Below are 22812 nucleotides of genomic sequence, written 5' to 3'. Positions count from 1 at the left end.
CATGAACAGAAAGCATTTTCTCAAAAACGTATTGGGTACTGCAGCCGCAGTTACAGCCGGCACCACCGCCATGGCCATGCCCGACCCACCAGTGGTGCGTAGCCTGGCACAACCGCCATACCTCCAACCGGGAGATATTATTGGCATTACCTGCCCTGCCAGCCCGCTAGAAATGAAGGATATGCTCAACTGTAGTTCGGCCCTCAAAAAATGGGGCTACGAAGTGTGTGTAGGCAATACCGTAGGCCAGGTTTGGGAACGCTTTGGCGGTAGCGATGCCGAACGGGCGGCCGATGTGCAACTCATGCTCGACGATCCTTCCATTAAAGCCATTTTATTTGCCCGTGGCGGCTATGGTGCCATGCGCATGATGGACCGGGTGGATTGGACATCGCTACGCAAAAACCCGAAATGGTTGGTGGGCTACAGCGATATCACCGCCATTCATTGCCATGTACATGCACAGTTTGGTTTGCCCACCATTCATGGCGATATGGTGAATGGTTTCAAAGCCATTGAAGACATCAGCACGTTTTCTTTAAAGCAAGTGATTTCAGGCAAACGTTTTGAATACCGCAGCCCGGCATTTGGCCTCAACCGCAAGGGCCAAACCACGGGCATGCTGGTAGGTGGCAACCTGAGTTTGGTAGCCGCCATGCTCGGCAGTAAAAGTTCGTTAGATACGGATGGTAAAATTCTGTTTCTGGAAGAAGTAAGCGAATACAAATACACGCTTGACAGAATGATGATGTCGCTGAAAAGAAGCGGCAAACTGGATAAGTTAGCAGGCCTCATTATTGGCGGTATTACGGCTACAAAATCAGATGCCGAAACGCCTTTTGCCATGAGTGTAGAAGAAATCATTTTTGAAAAAGTAGCTGACAAAAACTTTCCGGTGTGTTTCAATTTTCCTGCTGGCCATATTCGCAACAACATGGCGTTGAAGCTTGGCATTTACTATACATTTCGGGTGACAGAAACCGGAGGTTCTCTCACCGAAGTTTCTTCTACATTGCCACTCATTCCATTACCCGATATTGACAGTTTGCTAGTGCCTCCTGAAATTTTACCATAGCCATTCTCCTTATCTTTCGCCATCAATTTTTTCTGATGGCAAAAGCAATCATCACTCCCCCGTATTTACGCAAAGGCGCCACTGTTGGCATTGTTTGCCCCGCCGGTTATATGCCCGCTGCAAAAACACTGACCTGCCAGCAAACCCTGCAATCGTGGGGCTTTCAGGTAAGGCTGGGCAAAACGGTAGGCCATCAGCACTATTATTTTTCAGGCACCGATGCTGAACGATTGCAAGACCTACAACAGATGATAGACGATCCAACGGTGGATGCCATTTTGTGTGGCCGTGGTGGATACGGCACCAGTCGCATCATCGATCAACTCAATTGGAAAAAATTTCGCCAGCATCCCAAGTGGATCATTGGTTTTAGCGACATCACTGTGTTGCATAGTTTCCTGATTGCCAAACTCCGCACAGCTAGTTTGCATGCACCTATGGCCAATGCTTTTAACGATGGTGGCGCCCAAGATGAATATGTACAAAGCCTGCGCAAAGCCCTTACAGGAAAGAACGCGAATTATACTTGTGCCGTGCATGCCTGCAATAAACAAGGCAAAGCCAGCGGACAATTAATTGGCGGCAATTTGAGTTTAATGGCTCATCAAATTGGTACGCCCAGCGATGTAGATACGAAAGGGAAAATTTTATTTCTGGAAGATGTGGGCGAATACCTCTACAATGTTGACCGTATGTTGTTGCAATTAGACAGAGCTGGCAAACTCAAATCATTGGCGGGCTTAATTATTGGCGGCTTCACCGACAACAAAGACACTACTACTCCATTCGGCAATACCATTGATGAAATCATTGCGCATCGCATTGCGGCTTACAACTACCCTGTTTGCTTTGGCTTCCCCGTAAGCCACGAAAAAGAAAATGTGGCACTGAAAGTAGGTGCAACATTTGCTTTACAAGTTGGTAAACAAAAAGTAACGCTCAAAGAGTTGTGATACAGCTAAGCAAGTAGTGAACATGTCAATAACACTACCATCCTGTTTGCGCTGCAAAAATTTTCCTGCTCAAATCCTCATCTTCATTTCATGAAATATTTTCTCTTACTCATTTCCTTTTGCCTGATGCATACCATGGGTATGGCACAATCAATTGTGGTGATGGACAGCAGCCAACGCAATGTTTCTTTTCGGGGGTTGAGTGTGGTGAATGATTCGGTGGCCTGGGTAAGTGGCAGCCGCGGCACCATTGGCCGCAGTACCAACGGTGGCCAACACTGGCAATGGCTGCACCCCAAAGGTTTTGAGCAACGCGACTTCCGGGATATTGAAGGCTTTGATGCCCAAACCGCGGTAGCCATGGCGGTGGATAGTCCGGGTATCATCCTCCGCACCAGCGATGGTGGCCAAAGCTGGCAAACCGTTTACCGGTCAGATTTGCCCGGCATGTTTCTCGATGCCATGGCTTTTGCCGGCGATACCGGCGTATGCCTTGGCGATCCCATCGACGGCTTTTTCTGGATGCTGCAAACCACCGACGCTGGCCGCAGCTGGACCGAAGTACCCATACAGGCCCGGCCCAAAGCAGAACCCGGCGAAGCCTGCTTTGCCGCCAGTGGCACCAATATTTTGCTGGTGCCCGAGCCCGGCAATCTGCGGGGTGCTTTTGTTACCGGGGGCAAAGTGAGCAAGCTCCACCTGTTCGACCTGACCGTCAACCAACAATTTGGCGGCAAAGTAGCCCTTACCCAAGGCCAAACAATGACGGGTGGCAACAGCATCTTATGGCATGGTGGCGGTTTTGTAATGGCCGCTGGCAACTACACTTCGCCACAGGTGAGTGACAGCAATCTGGCGGTGATGTCGCCACAATGGCCCACGCCACACCAACCGGTGCCGGCGTTCAGCGGCTACGCCAGCTGCATTGCCGAACTGGCCGATGGCCGACTGATTGCATCTGGTGTTCCGGGTGTTTCTATCACTCAACAAAAAGCGGTTTTCAGCCCCGGTCAATTGCCCGTGTGGCAACACCTTAATAAGCATCCGTATCATGTAGCACAGCGGGCTAAAAAAGGAAAACTGGTGTTGCTGGCAGGCGCCAGAGGGTATGTAGGTCGTTTGGAGGAGTGAGTTTTTTCGCACAGAGGCACAGAGGTTTTCTGTCGCAGGCCTCCGGGCCTGTGACGAATGGTTACTCATTTAATCAATCAACCTTCAAGCCAAATAACCTGAGCCTCGGTGGCAAGGATTTTTTTCAGCCACGAATGCACTGATTGTAATTGTACAAATCAAGCCAAAGATAAATCCGTGAATCTGCGGCCAGCAATCTTGCTGTACTTACATCGGAGTTTAGTAACGCAACCGTCACAGGCCGGGAGGTCTGCGACAGTATTTCACAATCCGTGCTCATCGGTATTCATCCCTACAATCCGCGTCCCATCTTTCGTGTCCCATAAAAAATTTCTACCCCGGTTTTAAACCTTCGCTTTTCATCCCCATCTATCATTCTGTAAAGCAGCAGGGAAACCGGGGTCGTTTGCGGGATGCAGGCGGCCCCTTTCTTTTCCTCCCTACTTCTTAAAAGCGAAATACACCGCTCCCATAATGCAGGCAAAGCTGGCGAGGTAGCGCCACTCCAATTTTTCTTTCAGCACCAGCACGGCAAACACCGTAAACACCAGCAGCGTTATCACTTCCTGAATAATCTTGAGCTGAAAAGCCGAAAAGCCCGACAACGTGTAGCCAAAGCGGTTGGCCGGCACCATGAGGCAGTACTCAAAAAACGCAATGCCCCAGCTCACCAAAATAGCTTTCCACAAAGGAATGTTGTTGTTTTTGAGGTGGCCGTACCAGGCAATGGTCATGAAAATATTGGAGGCCAGCAGCAAGAAAATGGTACGCATAAAAGATGTGTATAATTGGCTTGCAAAGTAGCGCCAATCAGCCTGACCACTACCCTATTTTTGGCGCCCATGGCAAAAGGCAGTTCAGATACTCCATTGATGCAGCAGCACCGGGCAATCAAGCAAAAATATCCCGATGCAATCCTGCTGTTCCGCGTAGGCGATTTTTACGAAACCTTCGGGCAAGATGCCGTGGTGGCCAGCCAGGTGCTGGGCATCACCCTCACCAAACGCAACAATGGCAGCGCCAGCGAAAATGAACTGGCCGGCTTTCCGCACCATGCCCTGGATACCTACCTGCACAAGCTGGTAAAAGCCGGTTACCGGGTTGCCATCTGCGATCAGCTGGAAGACCCCAAAACGGTAAAAGGCATTGTGAAACGTGGCGTAACCGAACTGGTAACGCCCGGCGTAGCCACCAACGACAAACTGCTCGAACACAACCGCAATAACTTTTTGGCGGGCCTGCATTTCAAAGACGACAATCAAATTGGCCTCGCCTTTCTCGATATTTCTACCGGCGAATTTTTCATTGCCGAAGGCGATAAAGAATACGCCGACAAACTACTGCAAAGCCTGCAGCCCGCCGAAGTGGTTTTTCAACGGCAGTACCAAAAGCGTTTCAAAGAAACCTTTGGTCACCGCTTTTACACTTATGCGCTGGACGAATGGATTTTTGATGAAGCCTTTGCCCGGGAGAACATGCTGCGGCATTTTGGCACCCACAGCCTCAAAGGTTTTGGGGTGGAAGAAATGAGCCATGGCATCATAGCCGCCGGTGCCATTTTTCATTACCTCAAAGAAACAGAGCATCCCAACCTGCAACATATTACGCATGTGCAACGCATCAACCGCGATGAGCACATGTGGATGGACCGCTTTACCATTCGCAACCTCGAACTGGTGGGCAATGGCAGCAGCGACCAACGCTGTCTGCTCGATGTGCTCGACAATACAGTGTCGCCCATGGGTGCCCGCCTGCTGAAACGCTGGCTGCTGATGCCCCTCAGCGATATCGGCAAAATCAATCAGCGGCTGGATGCCGTGGAATGGCTGATATCCCATACCGATACCCGCCAGCAAGTGCAGGCATCAGTAAAGCAGTGCGGCGATGTGGAGCGACTGGTGAGCAAAGTGCCGCTCAAAAAAATCAACCCACGGGAAGTATTGCATTTGGCCAAAGGCCTGCAGCAAATTGAGGTGCTCAAGCAAAGTCTGAGCCAGCAAAACAATGATTATTTGCAAAGGCTGGCCGATGCCTTAAATCCATGTCCGTTATTGTCGGACAATATACGGCGTACACTGGTCGACAATCCGCCGGTGGCAGCCGGCAAGGGCAACCTCATTGCCACCGGTGTGCATGCCGAACTGGATGAGCTGCGCAGCATAGCCTCCGATGGCAAAAACTACCTGGCCCGCCTGCAGCAAAGCGAAGCAGAGCAAACTGGCATCAGCTCGTTGAAAGTGGGTTTCAACAATGTGTTTGGCTACTACCTGGAGGTAACCAATGCCCACAAAAGCAAAGTGCCCGACAGCTGGATACGCAAGCAAACGCTGGTGAATGCCGAACGCTACATTACCCCGGAGCTGAAAACCTACGAGGAAAAAATAACCGGCGCCGAAGAAAAAATACTCGCCATTGAGCAGGGCTTGTTTGATGAACTGCTCCGTGAGCTGCAAGATTATATGGCGCCCCTGCAAACAAACGGTCAGGTATTGGGGATACTCGATTGCCTTTGTTGTTTTGCGGCCAATGCCTTGCAATACCAATACCGCAAACCGGTACTCCACAACGGCGGCGCATTGATGATAAAAGATGCCCGCCACCCGGTGATTGAAAGAACACTGGCTGCCGGAGAGCAATACGTGGCCAACGATATTGACCTCGACCCCGAAGGACAGCAAATCATTATTTTGACCGGCCCCAACATGAGTGGTAAAAGTGCCTTGCTACGCCAAACAGCCTTGGTCACCCTGATGGCACACATGGGTAGTTTTGTGCCGGCTACAGAGGCGCAAATTCCACTCACCGATAAAATATTTACCCGGGTGGGTGCCAGCGACAACCTGAGTGGTGGCGAGAGCACGTTTATGGTGGAGATGAATGAAACCGCCAGCATCATCAATAACCTCAGCAGCCGCAGTTTGGTATTGCTCGACGAAATTGGCCGTGGCACCAGCACCTACGATGGCATCAGCATAGCTTGGAGCATTGCGGAGTATTTGCACCACTGCCCGCAGGCACCCAAAACCTTGTTTGCCACCCACTACCACGAACTGAACGAGCTGGAAGAAAAACTACCGCGGATTAAAAACTACCACATCACCAACCGCGAAGTGGGCAACAAAATTATTTTTCTGCGCAAACTGGCGCCGGGTGGCAGTACCCACAGCTTTGGTATACATGTAGCCAAGCTGGCAGGCATGCCGCCAACACTCATAGACCGTGCCAATGAAATACTGAGCTGGCTGGAAACCAAACATGCCCACGACAACGAGGAAGGACAAAGCATGCAGCAAAAAGTAAAACAGCTGCAAGCCCCCAAAACCGATGCGCAAATGCAGCTCAGCATTTTTGATGCGCATACCGAAGTATTTACCGACATCCGCAGCATGCTCGAGGCAGTAGATATCAACAGATTGACGCCGGTAGAAGCCTTGCTGAAACTCAACGAGATTAAAAACAAATTGAAGTAAAGCTGCATTTTATTGATACAGTCAGTTGGATTATTTTTTTTAAGTTAGGCTTATGTAGTTCAGAATCTTTTCTATATCCTTTGATTCGCCTGGGTAAGGAGCTGTGAAATAATAACTATTCACTTCATCTACTGGTCTAGCTTCTAAATCAAGATGATAATGTTTACTATAAAGCAGCAACATACATTCCCAAAAATGAATAATTGGAAGAAACGGAGTTTTGTCCACATATTCGTTTAGGGCAGGCAAGCGAATATTTTCATAATCATGGTTTTCTGGATCTAAGTAATCAATTCCAAAGAGGCATAAATTCTCATCGAAAAAATCAATATGTTTCTTTATCCATTTCTTTACACTCGATTGCTCTAACGATTTGTTGACCCGTAATATAGCCTTAAGTTCTTCAATGGCTCGTTGTGAGTAATCACTAAACGCAAGGTTGTCCAAGAGTTCTTGGTAAATCTTTGATTTTTCTTGATTAGAGAGTTGAATATCATCTGGTAATAATTGCTGGCTATTCGGCAAAGAGTTAGAGGAAACAAATTGAATTAAATACTCAACATTTAAAATTGGCTTTTTCATCTCTATTCACATTTTGAATCGGTTTGAAGATTATGTGTAAACGTATTTATGAATTAAATAAGCATCACACCATTATGCCCAAAATACTTATTAAATTCAATTCTTCTTCTGCCCTGATTTCTCTTTTTCACTCTCCAAGATATGTGCTCGATGGTTGTTATTAAAGGTAAAGGGCAGGTCGAATTGTAGAATTTCTGTGTTTTTTGCTCAAACAATGAGTTCTAAAAAAGTTAACTTGGGATTTGAACGAAAAGTGAGCTAATGTCTCATTCTTCATTCGATATTTTTTTTCATTAACCACTTTAATTAATCCTTAAATACCTGCCAATTAATGAGCTACAGAGGAATGATAGGAATATATGGCCCTTCTAAAGCTATATGGTTTCCAAGTAAATCTTGGAAAAGCATATTCGATAGCATTTTAATTAATCAAGATATTGACAAGCAAGAACGTGTAAGAATTGTAAATGAAATCATTGAATTACTATTGTGTGCTCCTCTGCTTCAAGAAATTGAAGATGATTTAAAGCGTCTCGGAAATCGGCAATTAACTCAAAATCGCATAGATCTCACTGAATTGATATCTAATACTTTTGAAAGTATTATTGAAGGCAAAAATACATCCGAGATTCTGGCTGCTATTCACGATTGTTATTTCCTGGATTTTTATGAATTCTTCAGCAGCGAAACTCATAAACTGGAGATCAAGAGATGCTTGTCTATATTAATTGACCATTGTCCGGAAGACATTAAGTATTATCCGAGAACGATTAATATTCTTGAAGAGCTTACTTCTATTCATCTTAATTTTTTCGCCTTGATGTCAAGAGATCAAGGTGCAGTTTGTTACAACCCTGGTTATCCCCAGTTCTATTTCCACGAATTTTTAACTCAAGGCTACTTCTACGTCCAAAGTGATAAATTCTGTTTTGATTTCAGTTTTCCAGTAGATAATCCATATGGCCGTATTAACGAATCCAAATTAAGTTTTGAATATGATAGAATCATAGAAATTATTTCAAGGGATATTTTTGCTTACCCAAGCGTTCACAAAATACTTTCTTTAAATAAGGATCTTAATTTGGAGTGGAGATTTGAGAAATATCATCCTTATGAAAAGATTAAGTTTGGAATGCATAGCGGCAAACTAATTTATGAAGTGCCTCCTGATTATTTGCTTTGGCTAGTTCAAAGCAAACCTGAGTTTATTTTAAATGAAATGTATTTTGTGGGTTTCATGTCGTTGTATATCGATTCTGATAAATCCGAAATAGTTAACTCTATTTGGTATAAATTATTTGCCACAAATAGGAACAAGCTTTTTCTTTTGAAGTTAATCTCTAGTAATAGAGGGATTATGGAACAGTGGCGGGAAAAAGATAATTCACGTTGGCATAATGATTGGACTGCTCGTGATGCATTTGATGATGATGATCAGTATAGGGAATGGCTCAATCATTAATTATACCCTCTTCTACCCCAGCTTCCCCTGCTACCGCCAGTGTTCCGCCCAAGCGGGTCACTGGTGAATGTGCAAACTGCCGGACTGTTTCCGGATTGGTGAATAGACTCACATCACTCATGCGTATTGATGTACGCCAATAAAGCCATCCAGTCTTGTTCTGATTTGGGTTTGCCTGCCTGTTGCAGATAGGCGGCCAACAATGGATGGCGGATAACAGTCGCAGGATTGGTTTTCTTCGACACAGGTTGCAGCTGTTGTGCTTGTACATCATACAGGCACCATTCGCTGGTTTGCTTGTACTCCTGATTGATGGTGGTGCCGTAGGTAGCAATATCCACTTTGTTTTTGCGGATGTAATTGAGCAATTGGTAGCGGGGCCCATCTGCCAGCACCTGGTACAAAGTGGTAGCCGGTCTGTCGCGAAAAACCGGATAGCCCGTACGGAACTGGTACCTCAACGAGTCGTCGTTGTCGGGGAAAGCCAGTTGGCATTCTGCCACGGGTTCGGCAAACTGGTAATACTGCCCGTTGAAGATGAAATACAACGCATTGTTGTACAAATCCACCTGCAAATCGAAGCCACTCACCCGGTTGCCGTTTTTGAGTTTCACCCATCCCTTGGCGGTTACTTCGTGCAAAAAGGGAAATCCCTTCACGTTGTCTTTGCCCACATTGGGCAACACCCGGCCCATTTCATCAATCTTCATCAAAAACGGGTTCGACTGTGCCGCAGCGGTTTGCCCCAGCACCCGGCCGGCTATCAGCATCAACGATACCAAAACAAGTTGCTTCATTCATGGAAAATACGAAATGCTTTCCTTACTCCTCGCCTGCTTAGAAAGGATGATTCCAGTACATTTATCCACTCAAACAATGAATATCCAATTATCAGTCGGACAGTGGCAAGGCTTCTATACATATGGAGCTTCTTATGGCCAATTACTGGAAGGTCAGGAAGTAGAATTCAGATTGTTTATTGAGCAGTACAACAACGGCGTCTTTTCTGGAAAAATTATTGATTGGGATGGCGTTGGCGCTGAAGGTGAAGTTGCCATTGTAGAAGGCTTTTTGGAAGGCAATTTGATTAGTTTTAAAAAGACCTATGCCCATTATCTGGAAATAGATGAATGGGGCAACAGCTTTGCAGCTGAAGATATTCCGGGGCATACTGTTTTTTATGAAGGTTCCTTCAATAAGGAACTGAATCAATTTGATGGTAAATGGGAAATCATCGAACAAGAGTACCATACGCCAGTTGCCACCTACGAAATGTTAGCATCAGGTACCTGGCGATTACTGCATGTAGATTAACCCTCGAGGCGGAACACTTGTGACTACAGAAACCTGCCGGACTGTGTCCGGATTATTTTACATCAAGGGTAAACAGAAGAATCATAATCAGTCTATGAAACGCCCGATACAATCGGGCAAATTTGAACTGGCACAAGTGGCCTGCTGAGCAGCACACTTGCGCCAGTTCCCGATAGCTATCGGGAGAACCGATGACCTCCTCGACTTAGTCGAGGCGCCACAGCATGCTGACTTGTATCAAACAAAAAAGGCTCACAAAATGTGAACCTTTCTTTTTGATGTGGAGGATAACGGAGTCGAACCGATGACCTCTTGCATGCCATGCAAGCGCTCTAGCCAGCTGAGCTAATCCCCCTTCTTGTAAGAACTTCCATTCAAGCTTTTTTTACCAGCCTCCCGATAGCTATCGGGATGAGCTAATCCCCCTGAATGGGCGGCAAAAATAGGGGCACAAATCAATTCACCAAAATATCTTTTCAAAAAAAATACCGGCATGTACTGCCGGTATTTTTTGGGTATCACAAGGGCGAATTATTCACCCCAAATTTCATCTTCACCATTCAGCCATTTCTTCACCAAATCGGTGGTTACACTCTTCGGACGCTCAATGGGCAAGCCCAGTGCACGGTCCCAAATGAGGCTGGCCAATACACCCATGGCACGGCTTACAGCAAAGAGCACGGTGTAGAACTCGTACTCCTTCATGCCGAAGTGTACCAGCAGCGCACCGCTATGCGCATCTACGTTTGGCCAGGGGTTTTTCACCTTGCCGAGGCTTTCCAAAATGGGTGGTACTACTTCATAAATCTTCCATACAGTACGGCAGAGCTTGTCTTCCCGCATGTACTTTTTACCAAACTCCATTTGTGCTGTATAGCGGGGGTCGGTTTGGCGCAATACAGCGTGGCCATAGCCGGGCACTACTTTTCCTTCCGACAGGGTTTGGCGTACGTAGTTTTCTATCTGGTCATGCGTGGGCAAATCGGTGCCCAGCTTTTCCTGCATTTCAAAAATCCACTTAATCACTTCCTGATTGGCAAGGCCGTGCAGCGGTCCGGCAAGGCCGTTCATACCGGCGGCGTAGGCCAGGTAAGGATCGCTGAGGGCAGAACCAACAAGGTGCGTGGTATGAGCACTCACGTTGCCACCTTCGTGGTCGGCGTGGATGGTCATGTACAAACGCATCAGTTCTTTAAACTTATCGTCGTTGAAGCCGAGCATGTGTGCCAGGTTACCACTCCAGTCCATCATACCATCGGGGGTAATGTCTTCACCGTTGTGGTATTTACGCCGATAGATATAAGCAGCCAAACGAGGCAAACGGGCCAGCAAAATCAGGCTGTCATCAAAAGTGGCTTCCCAGTAATCTTTTTTCGACATGCCCTGGCTGTAGCGCTTCATAAAGCAGCTCTCCGTTTGCAAAGCCATTACACCCGTTACAAACATGGTCATGGGGTGCGTGGTGAGTGGCATGGAGTCGATGATTTTGAACACGTGGTTGGGCACGTGGCTCTTGCGCTGCAACACATCGGTTACATGCTGCACATCTTCTTCGGTGGGTATTTCACCAATGAGCATCAGGTAAAACAATCCTTCAGGAAGCGGTTCGGTACCGCCGGGCACTTTGGGCAGTTTTTCGCGAAGCTCAGGAATGCTGTAGCCGCGAAAACGGATGCCTTCCTGTGCGTCGAGCAATGAAGTTTCGGTAACCAGGCCGGTGATACCCCGCATGCCCTGGTAGATTTGTGATAAGGTTACTTCTCCGATTTTCTTTCCGCCATGCTCTTTCAAAATCGATTTGATTTCAGCAGAGGCGATATCGGCTTTGGCTCTGAATCGTTCCTTTAAAATGCCCATGTGTTAATCGTATTTAGATAAATTCCTGAATATTACTGTGTTGGAAGGGCTCCAAAGTTAATTGAATGCGCCCAAGCAATAACAGCTACTGAAAACGATTGTTCCACATTTTGAGAATTTTCATATTTCATAACTGTTGCTTATTCATTTCTTCATACTGTTTGTTCCGCAATCGTCTTCGCTGCTACAAAACCGGAGCTCCATGCATGCTGAAAATTGTAGCCACCCGTAATGCCATCCACGTTGATGATTTCGCCGGCGAAGCAGAGGTTAGACGCTTTTTTGCTTTGCATCGTGTCGGGCGATAGCTCGGCTGTATCAATACCACCAGCCGTTACAAATTCATCTTTAAAAGTGGTTTTGCCGCTGGCTGCACATTCATAACTGCATAGTTTTTTTACTAATGCATTTTGCTGTGTAGCGGGCAAATCGGCCCAGCGCTGTTGTGGGGCAATGCCTGCTTCCTGCAATAAAAATTCCAGCAACCTGGCCGGCAAACCAAACCAGGGCGTATTGATGACGAGTTGCGAACCATGCGCCTGCCGGTGTTGAATGATGGCCTCCCTCAGGCTGGTTTCATTCCAGTAAGGCAGCCAGTTGATGAGGGCGGTAAACTTATATTCGTTCTCGTGTAAATGACGGGCGGCAAATGCCGACATCCGCAACACGGCCGGGCCACTCAAACCCCAGTGGGTAATGAGCAGCGGTCCCTCCGACTCTTCTTTGAAACCCGCTATCCGCACTTTGGCAGGCGTGGCTACGCCCATGAGTTGGGTGATGGGATGCTTGGGCAAATTGAACGTGAACAATGACGGAACGGGCGGCACCACTGTATGCCCGGTAGATTGCTGCAACCATGCAAATTGCTCCAACTTGGGAAAGCCGCCGGTGGCGATGCACAATGCATCGGCATGGATGCTGCGACCATTGTCGGCAGTAATTTGCCAGCCACCGCTTTCCGTTTGCGCCAGTGTTTTTACTGAAAAATTCAGCAGCAACTCCACTCCAAACTGGTTGGCTTCTTTCAGCAAGCATTCAATGATGGTTTGCGAATCGTTTGTTACGGGAAACATGCGGCCATCCTTTTCTACTTTCAAGGCCACGCCCCGCTCTGCAAACCATTGAATGCTGTCTGGTACAAAAAAATGCCGGAAGAGTTTTTTCACGAATTTCTCGCCCCGAGGATAGCATTTGCTCATCTCCGAAATGGAGCTGCAGTCATGCGTTACATTGCAACGGCCGCCGCCACTCACTTTTACTTTTTGCAGCACTTTGCTGCCTTTTTCCAAAATGGTCACCTGCCAGTCGGGTTGTAGCCGGGCTACATTTACCGCACAAAAAAAACCGGCAGCACCACCGCCTATCACCACAATATGTTTTCGGGATTGCTTCACTGCTCAAAGATGCAGCGAAGTAGCGAGCTGGCAAGGTTACTTACATCCCCAGCACTTCCCGCAGGCGGGTGTAGCCCGATTTGCTCACGGGCACTTGCTGCCCGTTGCGGAGAATGGCCAGAAAACTTTCCCGTTCGTAAGGGTCGATGCGGCTGATGTGCCGAACGGCCAACAGATACGACCGGTGCACCCGTACAAACTGGTTGGCATCGAGTTGTTTTTCGAAAAAAGCCATGGTTTTATTCTTAAGAAAATGGCCTTCGGCTGTATGAATTTTTACATAATCATCTGCCGCTTCGAGGTAGATAATATCGTGCACCGGAATGATGCGGATGTTGTTGCCAATTTTCACCACTATCCGCTCCTGCTGCTGTGGTATGTGTTCTTCTAATTGTTGGTAGCCATGTGTTTGCTGGGCGGCCTGCAGTTGCAGCCATTTTTGCATGGCCTTATTGAAACGCTCCTGGCTAAAAGGTTTCAGCAAATAATCTACCGCACTGGCTTCAAACGCTTTGATGGCATATTCATCGAAAGCTGTGGTGAAAATGATGGAAGGTGGCTCATCCAATAACTCAAGCATTTCGAAGCCGGTTATTTTGGGCATTTGAATATCGAGAAACACCAAGGCAGGCAGATGCTGTTGAATGGCTTTCAATCCTTCAAAACCATCGCCACATTCGGCTACTACGCTTACCTGCGGAAAGGCCTGCAAATATTCCAGCACAACCATTCGTGCCAGTGGTTCATCATCTATTACTACTGCTTTTATCATAACGGTTGCGGAACTATGATGGTGGTAATAAAAAGGCCGTTGCTGCCATTGGTTTTGAGCAAATCGCTTTGCCCAAACAAGAGCTGCAAGCGCCGCTGAATGGAGCGTAAACCAAAGCCTGTGCCGGCAGGTTGACGACTTGTTTGCGGATCGTACGGGTTGCGGATTTCCAGCACCAGCTTACTGCCCTCCTGCCGGGCAATGATGTCGATGGTGATGGGCTCGGTGGTATCATACAAACCAAATTTGATGGCATTTTCTACCGCTGGCTGCAATAACATAGCAGGTATTTGTGCAGTGCTCAATGCTTCAGGAATATCGATGACGGTATTGAGGCGATGTCCAAAGCGGACTTTTTCTATATCCAGATAAAGTTGCAAATGACTGATTTCATCGGCCAGTGCATTCCAGGTGTTTTCTTCTTTGCGCAAGGTGCCCCGCAAAAAATCCGCCAGTTGCTGAATCATGGTGCGGGCCTGCGTGGGTTTGGCTACAATGAGTGCATTGATGGAGTTTAAACTATTGAAAAGAAAATGCGGATGTAATTGATCCCGCAGTTTCATCAGTTCTACTTCTCTCGCCAAAGCCTCCGATTCTTTACGGCGATCTTCATCTTCCTGCTGCTGCTGTACTGTGTACCACAACACATGTATGAGGGTATTGGTTCCCAAAATGAGTACGCCCACTGCCATGCGTATGGGATAAGTTTTGCCCGGCACAAATGCGTAGTTCGATAAACTATCCGGCAGCATAAACAACACCAGCTTAGACAAGAGCATCCAGAGCAATGCTACCAAACCGGTTAACGCCAGCAGGTAGCTGTAGCGGTTGTTGTCGGGCAGGTAATACCGAAGACTATTGCTGATAAGCCAGCTGCAACCGAGTAACAATGCATTGCTTACGAGGCTATCAATGGCAGACAATTTCCAGCTGAGGCCATACGCGGAGAGCACCCATGCATGCACCAGCATCCAGAGTGCCCAGCCGGCAAAAAACATGCGGCGAAACCGCGGTGTGGTAAATGGTGAAGAAGCCACTGAATTGTTTTGGTGAATAACGAAACGACTACAATGTTACTGAATTCATACCTGCAGTATGCGGTACTTTTCTTCGGCTATGTGGGCCAGCAAAGCAGCTTGTTGTTGCTGCAATTGCTGTTCCATTTTTTCAGTGTTTGTGTGTTGTTGAACTTGTGCCAAACATTCTGCGCCATCGGCGTTTTCATCTAACAACAGCATACCGGTTACACTACGAAACTGCCAGGGAGATTGTGTGTGCCGGCCTTCGTGCAGGCCAATGTGTGTGGCTTTGGAAAAGGCGCAGTATGCATCGTCGGCCAGTATAAACCGCCATTGCTCTTGGTACTGTGGCGTGTCGGCGCATTGATACATGAGGCGAACGAGATACGGTTTCATGGCGAAATGTTTTGGCAATGTGTGGGTCGATGTGCTGATTAATAACTTTTGATTTCCAGTCCACCCAAAAAGCTGGTGCCTTCTATAATCAGTTTCTTGTTGGGGTTAATCATTTCGGGCTTGATGAAACGCTTGTCGTCTACCCCGCCAAACACAGCCACCATTACAGATTGCACATCCCAATCGGCGGGTACAATGAGTTTGGTACCACCCAACACATTCACAATTTCCATTTTGATGGTGCCTTCAAAATCGGCATGCGCCAGGTTGATTTCTGCACCGCCAAATACGGCTACCACTTCACCACCACGAAAACGTTTGGAAACGACACTTCTTTTTACACCACCAAAAACGGCGGTTGCATCGAGCACATCATCTGTTACGGTGTTGGCATCATTTACGGGAGCTGCATCGGGCACCACGCTAAAGTTGCTCAGTGGTTGTGTGGCTGGCATGGGTGAAGTTTCGTTCATCCAATGGTTGCGGCGGCGATTGCCAAAGCCGGGGCGGAACGCAATGACCAGGCCCACTACAATGATGCCGATGGGCCATATATATCTTTTGATTTCGGGGAAGGGCAACAAATCATCCGATAAAAAAATGAGCCCAATGGTGATGAGGATGATCCACGCAACATCTTTAAACTTTGAATTGATACCGGTGATGACACCAATGAGAATGAGGATCATTTCCCAGCCAAACAACCAGTTGGGCAACGGAAAATCCATGCGTTTGAGTAAGATGCCCAACCCCACCAATACTACCACTAAGCCAATGGTGAGCTGTGTGGGGATGACTTTTTGTTTGTGTTCGAAGGGAGCTTGCGGCTGTTGAAATTGCTGTGACATAACAGTTGTTTTTTGTTTGATAACACAAACCTACTGCCTCTATCTACCCAAGGCAAGTGGGTTTAGGTATGTAGTGTTCGGGCCTCGGTAAAGCCCGCTTTTTTGTCGGCGAAAATGTTTCGCTTTTGGGTGCACTTCATTTACCGAAACAAGTCTACGGTAAAAACTACAACGCCGCAATAGCCCGCCATGCCATGTACAACAACAATGCGGTGATGCCCCATCCGCTGATGCTGAGCCACAAAGGATGGCGGTAGTTGGGCAGCCATTTTCGATACGACATGGCCAGCAATACCAGTATCAACGCCAGTGGCAATACAAATGCGTTAACGGCTCCGGCCAGCACCAATATTTTCACCGGATTGCCAAAACCTGCAAACACTGCAGTAGCAACAATAATAAAGGCAACGATCATCCATTGACGATGTTTGACAATGGCCGGATGCCAGCTTTCCAAAAAAGAAACCGACGTATAAGAAGCGCCTACCACAGAAGTAATAGCAGCACTCCATAAAATGAGACCGAATATGCGGCGGCCATTGTCGCCCAATGCCTGCTGAAAAACACTGGCGGCAGGATTGCCGGCATCGGGCACAAACCCGGTAACCACTACTCCCAATACAGCTGCATACAAACCAATACGCATGATGCCCGATACAATGATGCCTGTTACCGCCCCTTTCGTTACTTCTTTCTCCGCCATGGGCTTGCCTTGCTGCGCTTCGAGCATGCGGTGAGCACCTGCAAAACTGATGTAGCCACCAACAGTGCCACCCACCAATGTGAGAATGGATAAAGAGTTGATGTGTGTAGGCAGCACTGCATGTTGCAGCATATCACCCACAGGTGGTTGTGTAGCAAAGGCAACAATCAACACCATTACAATCATGAGGATGCCGAGCCACTTGGCAAATGCATCCATAGCCTTGCCAAACTCTTTTAGTAAAAACAACGCAATAGCAATGGCGCCGCTAATAACAGCACCGGATGTAGCCGAAATACCAAACATGGTTTGCAAGCCCAGCCCACTGCCCGCAACATTGCCAATATTAAACACCATCCCTCCTGCCACTACCATAATGGTGAGCAATATTCCTGCACCGGGCAACACCCGATTGGCCAAGGCCGGTGCCTTCAAACCCGTTGTGGCTATGGCTTTCCAGATATTGAGTTGTACTACAATGTCAATGAGAATAGATACCAAAATCACAAAGCCAAAGTTGGACAACTGCTGACTGGTAAACACTATGGTTTGCGTAATAAAGCCGGGCCCAATAGCACTGGTAGCCATCAAAAAAGCAGCCCCCATCATGCCGCTGCTCATCCATTGTTGTTGCTTAGCCATGTGCCTGTATGTTGATACCGTTTTGCTGAAATGCAAGTACGATATGTTGGGCAAAAGAAATGGCATGAGCCCCATCGCCATGCAGGCAAATGGATTTGTATGCCCCTGCTGCCGGATAAATAACACTTCCATCTACCGCCATCAGCTTTCCATACAATGCAATGTTCAATACTTGTTGCATAGCCACATTATCATCTGTAATCAGGGCATTGCTTTGGGTGCGTGGCGTAAGCGAACCATCGGATAGATAGGTACGGTCTGCAAAAAACTCATCTACGGTTGTAAGGCCAATGGCTTTTGCTGCGCTGATAGAATGACTCCCCGCCAAACCATACAGCAAAAGGTTGGAATCAAAATCATACACCGCTTGTGCAATGATGTGAGCTATTTCCGGCAGGCGGGCACTCATGTTGTACAAGGCACCATGAGGTTTTACATGTCGCATTCTTACGCCAGCTTTGTTGCATGCTTCCTCAATAATACTCAGCTGCTCGGCAATGAGTTGATACCATGCATCGGGCGTAGGTAGCATCATGTCATTTCTACCAAAATTGGCTTTGTCGGCAAAGCCAGGATGTGCTCCAATTGCTACACCGTGTTGCTTGCACAAATCTATGGTAGTGGCAATGGTAGCCGCATCGCCTGCATGGTAGCTACAGGCAATATTGGCCGAGGAAATTAGCGGAATGAGGGCAGCATCAGTCGGCATTCCTTCTCCCACATCTGCATTCACATCAATGGTTGGTTGCATGGGCTAAATATAGCGGCGAATCAGGTTAGGAAACTGCGCACCATAAGTTGTATTTGCCGGATATGTTTTTGCTGCTGCTCGTATAAACCCATGGCTTCAGCATGAGTAATAAACTGAAACCCGAAGGACATGCCAGCCGAAGACTGCGCCAAAATGGGTAATGCCACTTTGCACAACTGCAACACCCGCGGGTAACCGCCCACGGTTTGATGATCGGCCATGAGAGTGAGCAATTGCCCGGAGGGCAAGAGTTGCGTAGCGCCCATTATCACCGGCGACGACACCATACTGCAGGATGCCTTCAATTGCAATACTGTGCCCAACCAATGAATGCCCGTTCGGTCGGCTTTTCTGCTTACTTCAAAGCGGCTGCGCTGCAATTGGTAGCGGGCATCTTCCTGCAGCCATTCCCATTCAGGGCCTTTGAGTACGGGTAGTTCCGTTGTATTTTCTGGTACAAAATCAGGTACAAACCAGGGCATTTTTTTGCTGTTGCATCTTTCGGGCAAATACAATTTAACAGGCAAGGAATCGCCTGCTTTTAAGGCCCTGCCCTGATAGCCACCAAAGCCCGATTTGAGATTTGTAGCTGCGCTACCCATCACCTGTGGCACCAGCCAGCCATGCCGCACGGCGAGATAACATCTTTCGCCTTGCTTTTTATGTGCAAACCGGAGCACAGCGCCTGCTGCCACTTGGTAAGCCCGGTTGGTGAGCAACGGTTCTCCATCGAGCATTGCCGAAAAATTAGCCCCTGTTAATGCAATCAAAGCCGGTTGCTGAAAGCGAATGATAGGTGCAGGAAAATGTACTTCCAGCACAGGCGCATTCAGTTCATTCCCCAGTAAGGCATTTGCTAACGCAAACGCATATGGATCCATCGGGCCGTTGGTATTTACGCCCCAATGGCCATAACCATAGCGACCGGCATCTTGCACAGTATCGTGTAAGCCCGCTTTTTCTATCAAAATACTCATGATGATTGCAGGCTTTTATACTCGGATAAAGAAATGGGCACGAAACGAACCTGCTGGCCGGGCTGTAACAGGCAGGCCGGTTCACGATTGATATCAAACATTTGGAGCGGCGTGTAGCCCACAATATTCCACCCGCCGGGCGTTGCAGTGGGATAGATACCCGTTTGCGTACCGGCAATACCCACCGCTCCGGTTGTTACGGGCACTGGTGCCGCCTTGCGGGTCAATGCAATGCGATCATCTACACTACCCAAATAAGCAAAGCCGGGTAAAAAGCCCAACATATATATATGGTAAGTAGCTGCGCTGTGCAGTTCAATAATTTCTTCCACCGTTAAATTGGTTTGCTCAGCCATGGCCGATAAATCGTTGTATAAGGCTTGATCGTAGCAAACGGGGATTTCTATCAAACTTATTGTGGAGCCGGATAAAGTGATGTTTGCCAACTGTTTCAGGCTTTCATTAATCCGGACTTCGGCATGTAGTTGAGGGTGCTGAAACCGAAGCAGCAGGCTGTCGTATGCCACTACTACATCTTGCAGCAAGCTGCCATGCCGCTGGCGAAACATTGTAGCCAATGCATGCAATTGCCGATTGGCTGCAACGGAAAAGCCGGTGTGAAACTGAAACAACCAGTCGGTTTCGGAGAGGGGTGAAATATGAGGCGGAGGCAATAGCATGGCTTCGAATGTAAGACCTGACGGGGAAAGATACATAGCTGAGGGGCTGCGCCAGACCGGAGGGCCTATGGCAAAGGCCGGTACGGAACCCGCAGGGCGGCGAACGGCGGCTGCCATGAGCAAAACTGCTGACAGCCCCCTCCCTAGATTTGCCGCTGCTTATGGCGAAAGCCTTGCTGGCCTTGAATTTTGTTTTGCCAAATAGGCGGTTTCTCCTACCTTCGCCGCCCAAATTCAGCTGAAATGACTGAATTCGCCCCGATTCACAACGATGAAGGGTGTCCATTGTAAACATTTTAAAACCAATCAGGGATCATGAACAATTATGAATTGATGGTGATTTTTACCCCTGTGCTAAACGACGAAAGCTACGCAGCCGCTCAGAAGAAGTATGTAGACTTCATTACTGAACATGGCGGTGCTATCGTAAACAGCAATCCCTGGGGACTGAAATCACTGGCGTACCCAATCCAGAAAAAAACCACTGGTATGTACTGGGTTGTAGAATTTACTGCGCCATCCGACCTCAATGAAAAACTGAAAATTCAGTTTTTGCGTGACGACAACGTAATGCGTCACCTGTTCGTAAAACTCGACAAACACGCCGTTGAGTACAATGCACGTAAGAAAAGTGGCGTGAAGGCAGAAACCGAAAAAGCGGAGGCATAAGTTATGGCACGGAACGAAATCAAATACCTGACCGCCATTCGTACTGAAAAGCGTCAGAAGAAATATTGCCGCTTCAAGAAAATGGGCATCCGTTATGTAGACTACAAGGACGCCGAGTTTCTGAAGAAGTTTTTGAACGAGCAGGGCAAAATGCTGCCCCGCCGTATTACCGGTAACAGCCTGAAGTTTCAGCGCAAAGTAAGCGACGCTATTAAGCGGGCCCGCCAGATGGCGCTGCTGCCTTACGTAACCGATTTGATGAAATAAGCAACTTACATAAAGCCGTAAGCGATACTTGCGGCTTTATGTTTTCAATTCAGTAACCATTCCCTAACTCTGCTGCAAGGCAGAAGGACAGCGAAAGCTGGGCTCTGGGAACTAAACCATTTGCAACCATGCAAGTAATTTTGATTCAAGACGTAGACAACCTGGGCGGTAAAAACGAACTGGTAAATGTGAAAAACGGCTATGCCCGTAACTTTCTCATCCCCAACAAGTTTGCTGTAGAAGCCAGCCCAAGCAACCTGAAAATGCGTGAAGAAAAGCTGAAAGTAGCCGCTAAGAAAGAAGCTGCACTGTTGGCTGCTATCAATGAAGTAATTGCCAAACTCAAAGAAGCACCAGTAAAACTGGGTGCTAAAGTGGGTACCTCTGGCAAAATCTTTGGTAGCGTAACTTCTGTACAAATCAGTAAGGCTATCCGCGAACAGAAAGGGTATGAAATTGACCGTCGTCGCATTAGCATTTTGGATGAAGTAAAAGAACTGGGCGCTTACAAAGCTGCTGTAGACTTTGGCAACGGCAACACTGCCGAAGTTGAGTTTGAAGTAGTAGCTGAATAAGGCTCTTTTCGAAACATACTTTTTATAAAAAACCTGCCTGAAATGGCAGGTTTTTTATTGCTGAAAAAGGAGGAAAAAAAAAATCAAAAAAAAGTGTAAGAGAAAGTTGGTCGTTATATCTGTTCCCCTATTTTTGCACTCCCAAACGAGATAATCGCTACGGGAAAAGCTCTTAAGGATCGGTAGTTCAGTTGGTTAGAATGCCGCCCTGTCACGGCGGAGGTCGCGGGTTCGAGTCCCGTCCGGTCCGCAAAAAGCCTCAACGAAAGTTGGGGCTTTTTGGTTTTTGTACGGTTTATAAATGTTTCGTGTGCTACGAACCAAGGCGGAGGCATTACATAAGCCAACTCCCCCATTTTTAAGCCATTACAGCATCAAAAAACAGGCGGCCTTCTTTGTCGGTTACTTCTGTAAAGCGTTGGATGCGGTCAGAGAGTTCTGCCAGCCGGTCTATATTGGCCACCACATAGCCATTTTCGGCAAAGTGGCCATCAATGTTTACTATTTCATCATCCAGTGCCTTTACCACATCATCCAGCTGCAAATCTTGCGGCAGCCTGTTGCGGTTGATGATGATTCTCGATTCCTGTACAGCCAGCTCCATGTTTTCAGCAGTATTAAAACCTTCGTGGATGAGCTGGTACACCCTGTCGTTATCGCTATGGTCTACTAACCTTATATAAAAGTCGTCGGCGTTTTGTATTTCCTTTCGTCCGTGGTGCGGGGCTGCTTGGGCATAGCTTACCCGTGTCAGGCGGTCTTTGCTGCTTCTTAAGGTGCGGTAATTCGGGCTTTCTATAGTGGTAAGATAACTGGCGGTTTCCGGCAATGGCTCGTTGGTTATTTCTTTGAGCACATACACGGCTATGGCTACATGCTCCCAGGCTTGCGCCTTGGGTTCAATATGGGTTATTTCTGCCAGCAGCTCTACCACCTGCGCATCCATGAGCCTGCTCAATATTTCGTTTTCTTCTCTTGGGATGTAGCCTATCATGTGCGGCCCACAGTACAGCGCAATGGCGCAGGCATCGTGCTCGTTTTGTGGCTCCCGCTGTAGCTCCAGCAACTGGCCCACCGTCATTTGCTCCAACAGCTTGGGCCCTTGGTGAAACCGAAAGCCCCGCACAAAGCACTGAAACAAATACACTTTTTGATACTGCTTTACCAATGCCGTGGGCAATGCGCCTACGCCAAATAAGCCAATCAGGTTTTTTATAAAGGTGGTGCGGTTCATATTGGTAGTTAATGGTTGGCAGATGACAGAAAAGCGATGGG

23 protein-coding genes and 2 tRNA genes are annotated in these 22812 nt (G+C 47.7%); 10 read left to right on the top strand and 15 right to left on the bottom strand.

The window, feature by feature from the left end; all coding sequences use genetic code 11:
- Position 1 precedes the first annotated feature (1 nt).
- From V7Q13_RS02720 to V7Q13_RS02710, 3 genes are all read left to right on the top strand, one after another.
- Positions 2-1075: a S66 peptidase family protein gene (locus tag V7Q13_RS02720; protein ID WP_333799147.1), complete on the top strand. Its 1074-nt coding sequence runs from the start codon at positions 2-4 to the stop codon at positions 1073-1075.
- 35 nt (positions 1076-1110) lie between these two features.
- Entirely contained in the window at positions 1111-2028 is a 918-nt protein-coding gene (locus V7Q13_RS02715) for a S66 peptidase family protein (protein WP_333799146.1), read from the top strand.
- A gap of 90 nt (positions 2029-2118) precedes the next feature.
- Positions 2119-3159 (top strand): WD40/YVTN/BNR-like repeat-containing protein, encoded by a 1041-nt coding sequence (locus tag V7Q13_RS02710; protein ID WP_333799145.1) that lies wholly within the window; start codon positions 2119-2121, stop codon positions 3157-3159.
- Between the two features lie 440 nt (positions 3160-3599).
- Here the strand turns inward: V7Q13_RS02710 and V7Q13_RS02705 are convergent, their stop codons facing one another.
- The gene (locus V7Q13_RS02705; protein WP_333799144.1) at positions 3600-3932 is read right to left on the bottom strand and encodes a DMT family protein; all 333 of its coding nucleotides are present in this window, start codon (positions 3930-3932) and stop codon (positions 3600-3602) included.
- A 69-nt stretch (positions 3933-4001) separates the two neighbouring features.
- On the opposite strand from V7Q13_RS02705, the gene mutS reads away from it, so the two are divergent.
- A complete protein-coding gene (gene mutS / locus V7Q13_RS02700; RefSeq protein WP_333799143.1) occupies positions 4002-6629 on the top strand; it encodes a DNA mismatch repair protein MutS in 2628 nt (875 codons plus the stop codon).
- Between the two features lie 39 nt (positions 6630-6668).
- On the opposite strand, the gene V7Q13_RS02695 is transcribed toward mutS, so the two are convergent.
- Positions 6669-7211: a hypothetical protein gene (locus V7Q13_RS02695; protein WP_333799142.1), complete on the bottom strand. Its 543-nt coding sequence runs from the start codon at positions 7209-7211 to the stop codon at positions 6669-6671.
- A gap of 331 nt (positions 7212-7542) precedes the next feature.
- Between V7Q13_RS02695 and V7Q13_RS02690 the strand changes: the two genes are divergently transcribed.
- Positions 7543-8673, top strand: a complete 1131-nt coding sequence (locus V7Q13_RS02690) for a hypothetical protein (protein WP_333799141.1) — start codon at positions 7543-7545, stop codon at positions 8671-8673.
- A 113-nt stretch (positions 8674-8786) separates the two neighbouring features.
- Here the strand turns inward: V7Q13_RS02690 and V7Q13_RS02685 are convergent, their stop codons facing one another.
- Positions 8787-9470, bottom strand: a complete 684-nt coding sequence (locus V7Q13_RS02685) for a hypothetical protein (protein WP_333799140.1) — start codon at positions 9468-9470, stop codon at positions 8787-8789.
- Between the two features lie 16 nt (positions 9471-9486).
- On the opposite strand from V7Q13_RS02685, the gene V7Q13_RS02680 reads away from it, so the two are divergent.
- On the top strand, positions 9487-9987 hold the full coding sequence (locus V7Q13_RS02680) for a hypothetical protein (RefSeq protein WP_333799139.1): 501 nt from the start codon (positions 9487-9489) through the stop codon (positions 9985-9987).
- 281 nt (positions 9988-10268) lie between these two features.
- Here the strand turns inward: V7Q13_RS02680 and V7Q13_RS02675 are convergent.
- The 11 genes from V7Q13_RS02675 to pxpB form a co-directional block, all read right to left on the bottom strand.
- Positions 10269-10342, bottom strand: a tRNA-Ala gene (locus V7Q13_RS02675).
- A gap of 176 nt (positions 10343-10518) precedes the next feature.
- On the bottom strand, positions 10519-11844 hold the full coding sequence (locus V7Q13_RS02670) for a citrate (Si)-synthase, eukaryotic (RefSeq protein WP_333799138.1): 1326 nt from the start codon (positions 11842-11844) through the stop codon (positions 10519-10521).
- 152 nt (positions 11845-11996) lie between these two features.
- Complete coding sequence (locus V7Q13_RS02665; protein ID WP_333799137.1) at positions 11997-13238, bottom strand: NAD(P)/FAD-dependent oxidoreductase; 1242 nt, start codon at positions 13236-13238, stop codon at positions 11997-11999.
- Between the two features lie 40 nt (positions 13239-13278).
- Positions 13279-14010: a LytR/AlgR family response regulator transcription factor gene (locus V7Q13_RS02660; protein WP_333799136.1), complete on the bottom strand. Its 732-nt coding sequence runs from the start codon at positions 14008-14010 to the stop codon at positions 13279-13281.
- Positions 14007-15047 (bottom strand): sensor histidine kinase, encoded by a 1041-nt coding sequence (locus V7Q13_RS02655; protein WP_333799135.1) that lies wholly within the window; start codon positions 15045-15047, stop codon positions 14007-14009. Before V7Q13_RS02655 ends, V7Q13_RS02660 begins: the two co-directional genes overlap by 4 nt.
- A gap of 45 nt (positions 15048-15092) precedes the next feature.
- Complete coding sequence (locus tag V7Q13_RS02650; RefSeq protein WP_333799134.1) at positions 15093-15425, bottom strand: hypothetical protein; 333 nt, start codon at positions 15423-15425, stop codon at positions 15093-15095.
- A gap of 38 nt (positions 15426-15463) precedes the next feature.
- Positions 15464-16273 carry a LiaF transmembrane domain-containing protein gene (locus V7Q13_RS02645; protein WP_333799133.1) on the bottom strand — a complete coding sequence of 270 codons (810 nt, stop codon included), beginning with the start codon at positions 16271-16273 and terminating at the stop codon, positions 15464-15466.
- 166 nt (positions 16274-16439) lie between these two features.
- Positions 16440-17618 carry an NRAMP family divalent metal transporter gene (locus V7Q13_RS02640; protein ID WP_333799132.1) on the bottom strand — a complete coding sequence of 393 codons (1179 nt, stop codon included), beginning with the start codon at positions 17616-17618 and terminating at the stop codon, positions 16440-16442.
- Positions 17611-18369 (bottom strand): 5-oxoprolinase subunit PxpA, encoded by a 759-nt coding sequence (locus V7Q13_RS02635; protein ID WP_333799131.1) that lies wholly within the window; start codon positions 18367-18369, stop codon positions 17611-17613. The genes V7Q13_RS02640 and V7Q13_RS02635 overlap by 8 nt, the downstream gene beginning before the upstream one ends.
- Positions 18370-18389: 20 nt before the next feature.
- On the bottom strand, positions 18390-19346 hold the full coding sequence (locus V7Q13_RS02630) for a biotin-dependent carboxyltransferase family protein (RefSeq protein WP_333799130.1): 957 nt from the start codon (positions 19344-19346) through the stop codon (positions 18390-18392).
- A complete protein-coding gene (pxpB, locus tag V7Q13_RS02625; RefSeq protein WP_333799129.1) occupies positions 19343-20143 on the bottom strand; it encodes a 5-oxoprolinase subunit PxpB in 801 nt (266 codons plus the stop codon). Before pxpB ends, V7Q13_RS02630 begins: the two co-directional genes overlap by 4 nt.
- 198 nt (positions 20144-20341) lie before the next feature.
- On the opposite strand from pxpB, the gene rpsF reads away from it, so the two are divergent.
- From rpsF to V7Q13_RS02605, 4 genes are all read left to right on the top strand, one after another.
- Positions 20342-20695 carry a 30S ribosomal protein S6 gene (gene rpsF / locus V7Q13_RS02620; RefSeq protein ID WP_333799128.1) on the top strand — a complete coding sequence of 118 codons (354 nt, stop codon included), beginning with the start codon at positions 20342-20344 and terminating at the stop codon, positions 20693-20695.
- Between the two features lie 3 nt (positions 20696-20698).
- On the top strand, positions 20699-20962 hold the full coding sequence (rpsR, locus tag V7Q13_RS02615) for a 30S ribosomal protein S18 (protein WP_333799127.1): 264 nt from the start codon (positions 20699-20701) through the stop codon (positions 20960-20962).
- A gap of 128 nt (positions 20963-21090) precedes the next feature.
- Complete coding sequence (gene rplI, locus V7Q13_RS02610) at positions 21091-21537, top strand: 50S ribosomal protein L9 (RefSeq protein WP_333799126.1); 447 nt, start codon at positions 21091-21093, stop codon at positions 21535-21537.
- A 176-nt stretch (positions 21538-21713) separates the two neighbouring features.
- A tRNA-Asp gene (locus V7Q13_RS02605) sits at positions 21714-21787 on the top strand.
- Between the two features lie 108 nt (positions 21788-21895).
- Here the strand turns inward: V7Q13_RS02605 and V7Q13_RS02600 are convergent.
- Positions 21896-22771, bottom strand: a complete 876-nt coding sequence (locus tag V7Q13_RS02600) for an HIRAN domain-containing protein (protein WP_333799125.1) — start codon at positions 22769-22771, stop codon at positions 21896-21898.
- Positions 22772-22812: the final 41 nt, after the last annotated feature.

The sequence above is a fragment of the Phnomibacter sp. genome (assembly GCF_036803085.1).
In the GTDB taxonomy this organism is placed as follows: domain Bacteria; phylum Bacteroidota; class Bacteroidia; order Chitinophagales; family Chitinophagaceae; genus Phnomibacter.
Note: the sequence above shows the minus strand (reverse complement) of the source record. Positions and strands in the feature narration are given on the sequence as shown.

What these genes read in the sequence shown, in the direction of transcription:
- V7Q13_RS02720 (WP_333799147.1), top strand. Translation starts at nt 2, where the DNA reads ATGAACAGAAAGCATTTTCTCAAAAACGTATTGGGTACTGCAGCCGCA.
- V7Q13_RS02715 (WP_333799146.1), top strand. Translation starts at nt 1,111, where the DNA reads ATGGCAAAAGCAATCATCACTCCCCCGTATTTACGCAAAGGCGCCACT.
- V7Q13_RS02710 (WP_333799145.1), top strand. Translation starts at nt 2,119, where the DNA reads ATGAAATATTTTCTCTTACTCATTTCCTTTTGCCTGATGCATACCATG.
- V7Q13_RS02705 (WP_333799144.1), bottom strand. Translation starts at nt 3,932, where the DNA reads ATGCGTACCATTTTCTTGCTGCTGGCCTCCAATATTTTCATGACCATT.
- mutS (WP_333799143.1), top strand. Translation starts at nt 4,002, where the DNA reads ATGGCAAAAGGCAGTTCAGATACTCCATTGATGCAGCAGCACCGGGCA.
- V7Q13_RS02695 (WP_333799142.1), bottom strand. Translation starts at nt 7,211, where the DNA reads ATGAAAAAGCCAATTTTAAATGTTGAGTATTTAATTCAATTTGTTTCC.
- V7Q13_RS02690 (WP_333799141.1), top strand. Translation starts at nt 7,543, where the DNA reads ATGAGCTACAGAGGAATGATAGGAATATATGGCCCTTCTAAAGCTATA.
- V7Q13_RS02685 (WP_333799140.1), bottom strand. Translation starts at nt 9,470, where the DNA reads ATGAAGCAACTTGTTTTGGTATCGTTGATGCTGATAGCCGGCCGGGTG.
- V7Q13_RS02680 (WP_333799139.1), top strand. Translation starts at nt 9,487, where the DNA reads ATGCTTTCCTTACTCCTCGCCTGCTTAGAAAGGATGATTCCAGTACAT.
- V7Q13_RS02670 (WP_333799138.1), bottom strand. Translation starts at nt 11,844, where the DNA reads ATGGGCATTTTAAAGGAACGATTCAGAGCCAAAGCCGATATCGCCTCT.
- V7Q13_RS02660 (WP_333799136.1), bottom strand. Translation starts at nt 14,010, where the DNA reads ATGATAAAAGCAGTAGTAATAGATGATGAACCACTGGCACGAATGGTT.
- V7Q13_RS02650 (WP_333799134.1), bottom strand. Translation starts at nt 15,425, where the DNA reads ATGAAACCGTATCTCGTTCGCCTCATGTATCAATGCGCCGACACGCCA.
- V7Q13_RS02645 (WP_333799133.1), bottom strand. Translation starts at nt 16,273, where the DNA reads ATGTCACAGCAATTTCAACAGCCGCAAGCTCCCTTCGAACACAAACAA.
- V7Q13_RS02640 (WP_333799132.1), bottom strand. Translation starts at nt 17,618, where the DNA reads ATGGCTAAGCAACAACAATGGATGAGCAGCGGCATGATGGGGGCTGCT.
- V7Q13_RS02635 (WP_333799131.1), bottom strand. Translation starts at nt 18,369, where the DNA reads ATGCAACCAACCATTGATGTGAATGCAGATGTGGGAGAAGGAATGCCG.
- V7Q13_RS02630 (WP_333799130.1), bottom strand. Translation starts at nt 19,346, where the DNA reads ATGAGTATTTTGATAGAAAAAGCGGGCTTACACGATACTGTGCAAGAT.
- pxpB (WP_333799129.1), bottom strand. Translation starts at nt 20,143, where the DNA reads ATGGCAGCCGCCGTTCGCCGCCCTGCGGGTTCCGTACCGGCCTTTGCC.
- rpsF (WP_333799128.1), top strand. Translation starts at nt 20,342, where the DNA reads ATGAACAATTATGAATTGATGGTGATTTTTACCCCTGTGCTAAACGAC.
- rpsR (WP_333799127.1), top strand. Translation starts at nt 20,699, where the DNA reads ATGGCACGGAACGAAATCAAATACCTGACCGCCATTCGTACTGAAAAG.
- rplI (WP_333799126.1), top strand. Translation starts at nt 21,091, where the DNA reads ATGCAAGTAATTTTGATTCAAGACGTAGACAACCTGGGCGGTAAAAAC.
- V7Q13_RS02600 (WP_333799125.1), bottom strand. Translation starts at nt 22,771, where the DNA reads ATGAACCGCACCACCTTTATAAAAAACCTGATTGGCTTATTTGGCGTA.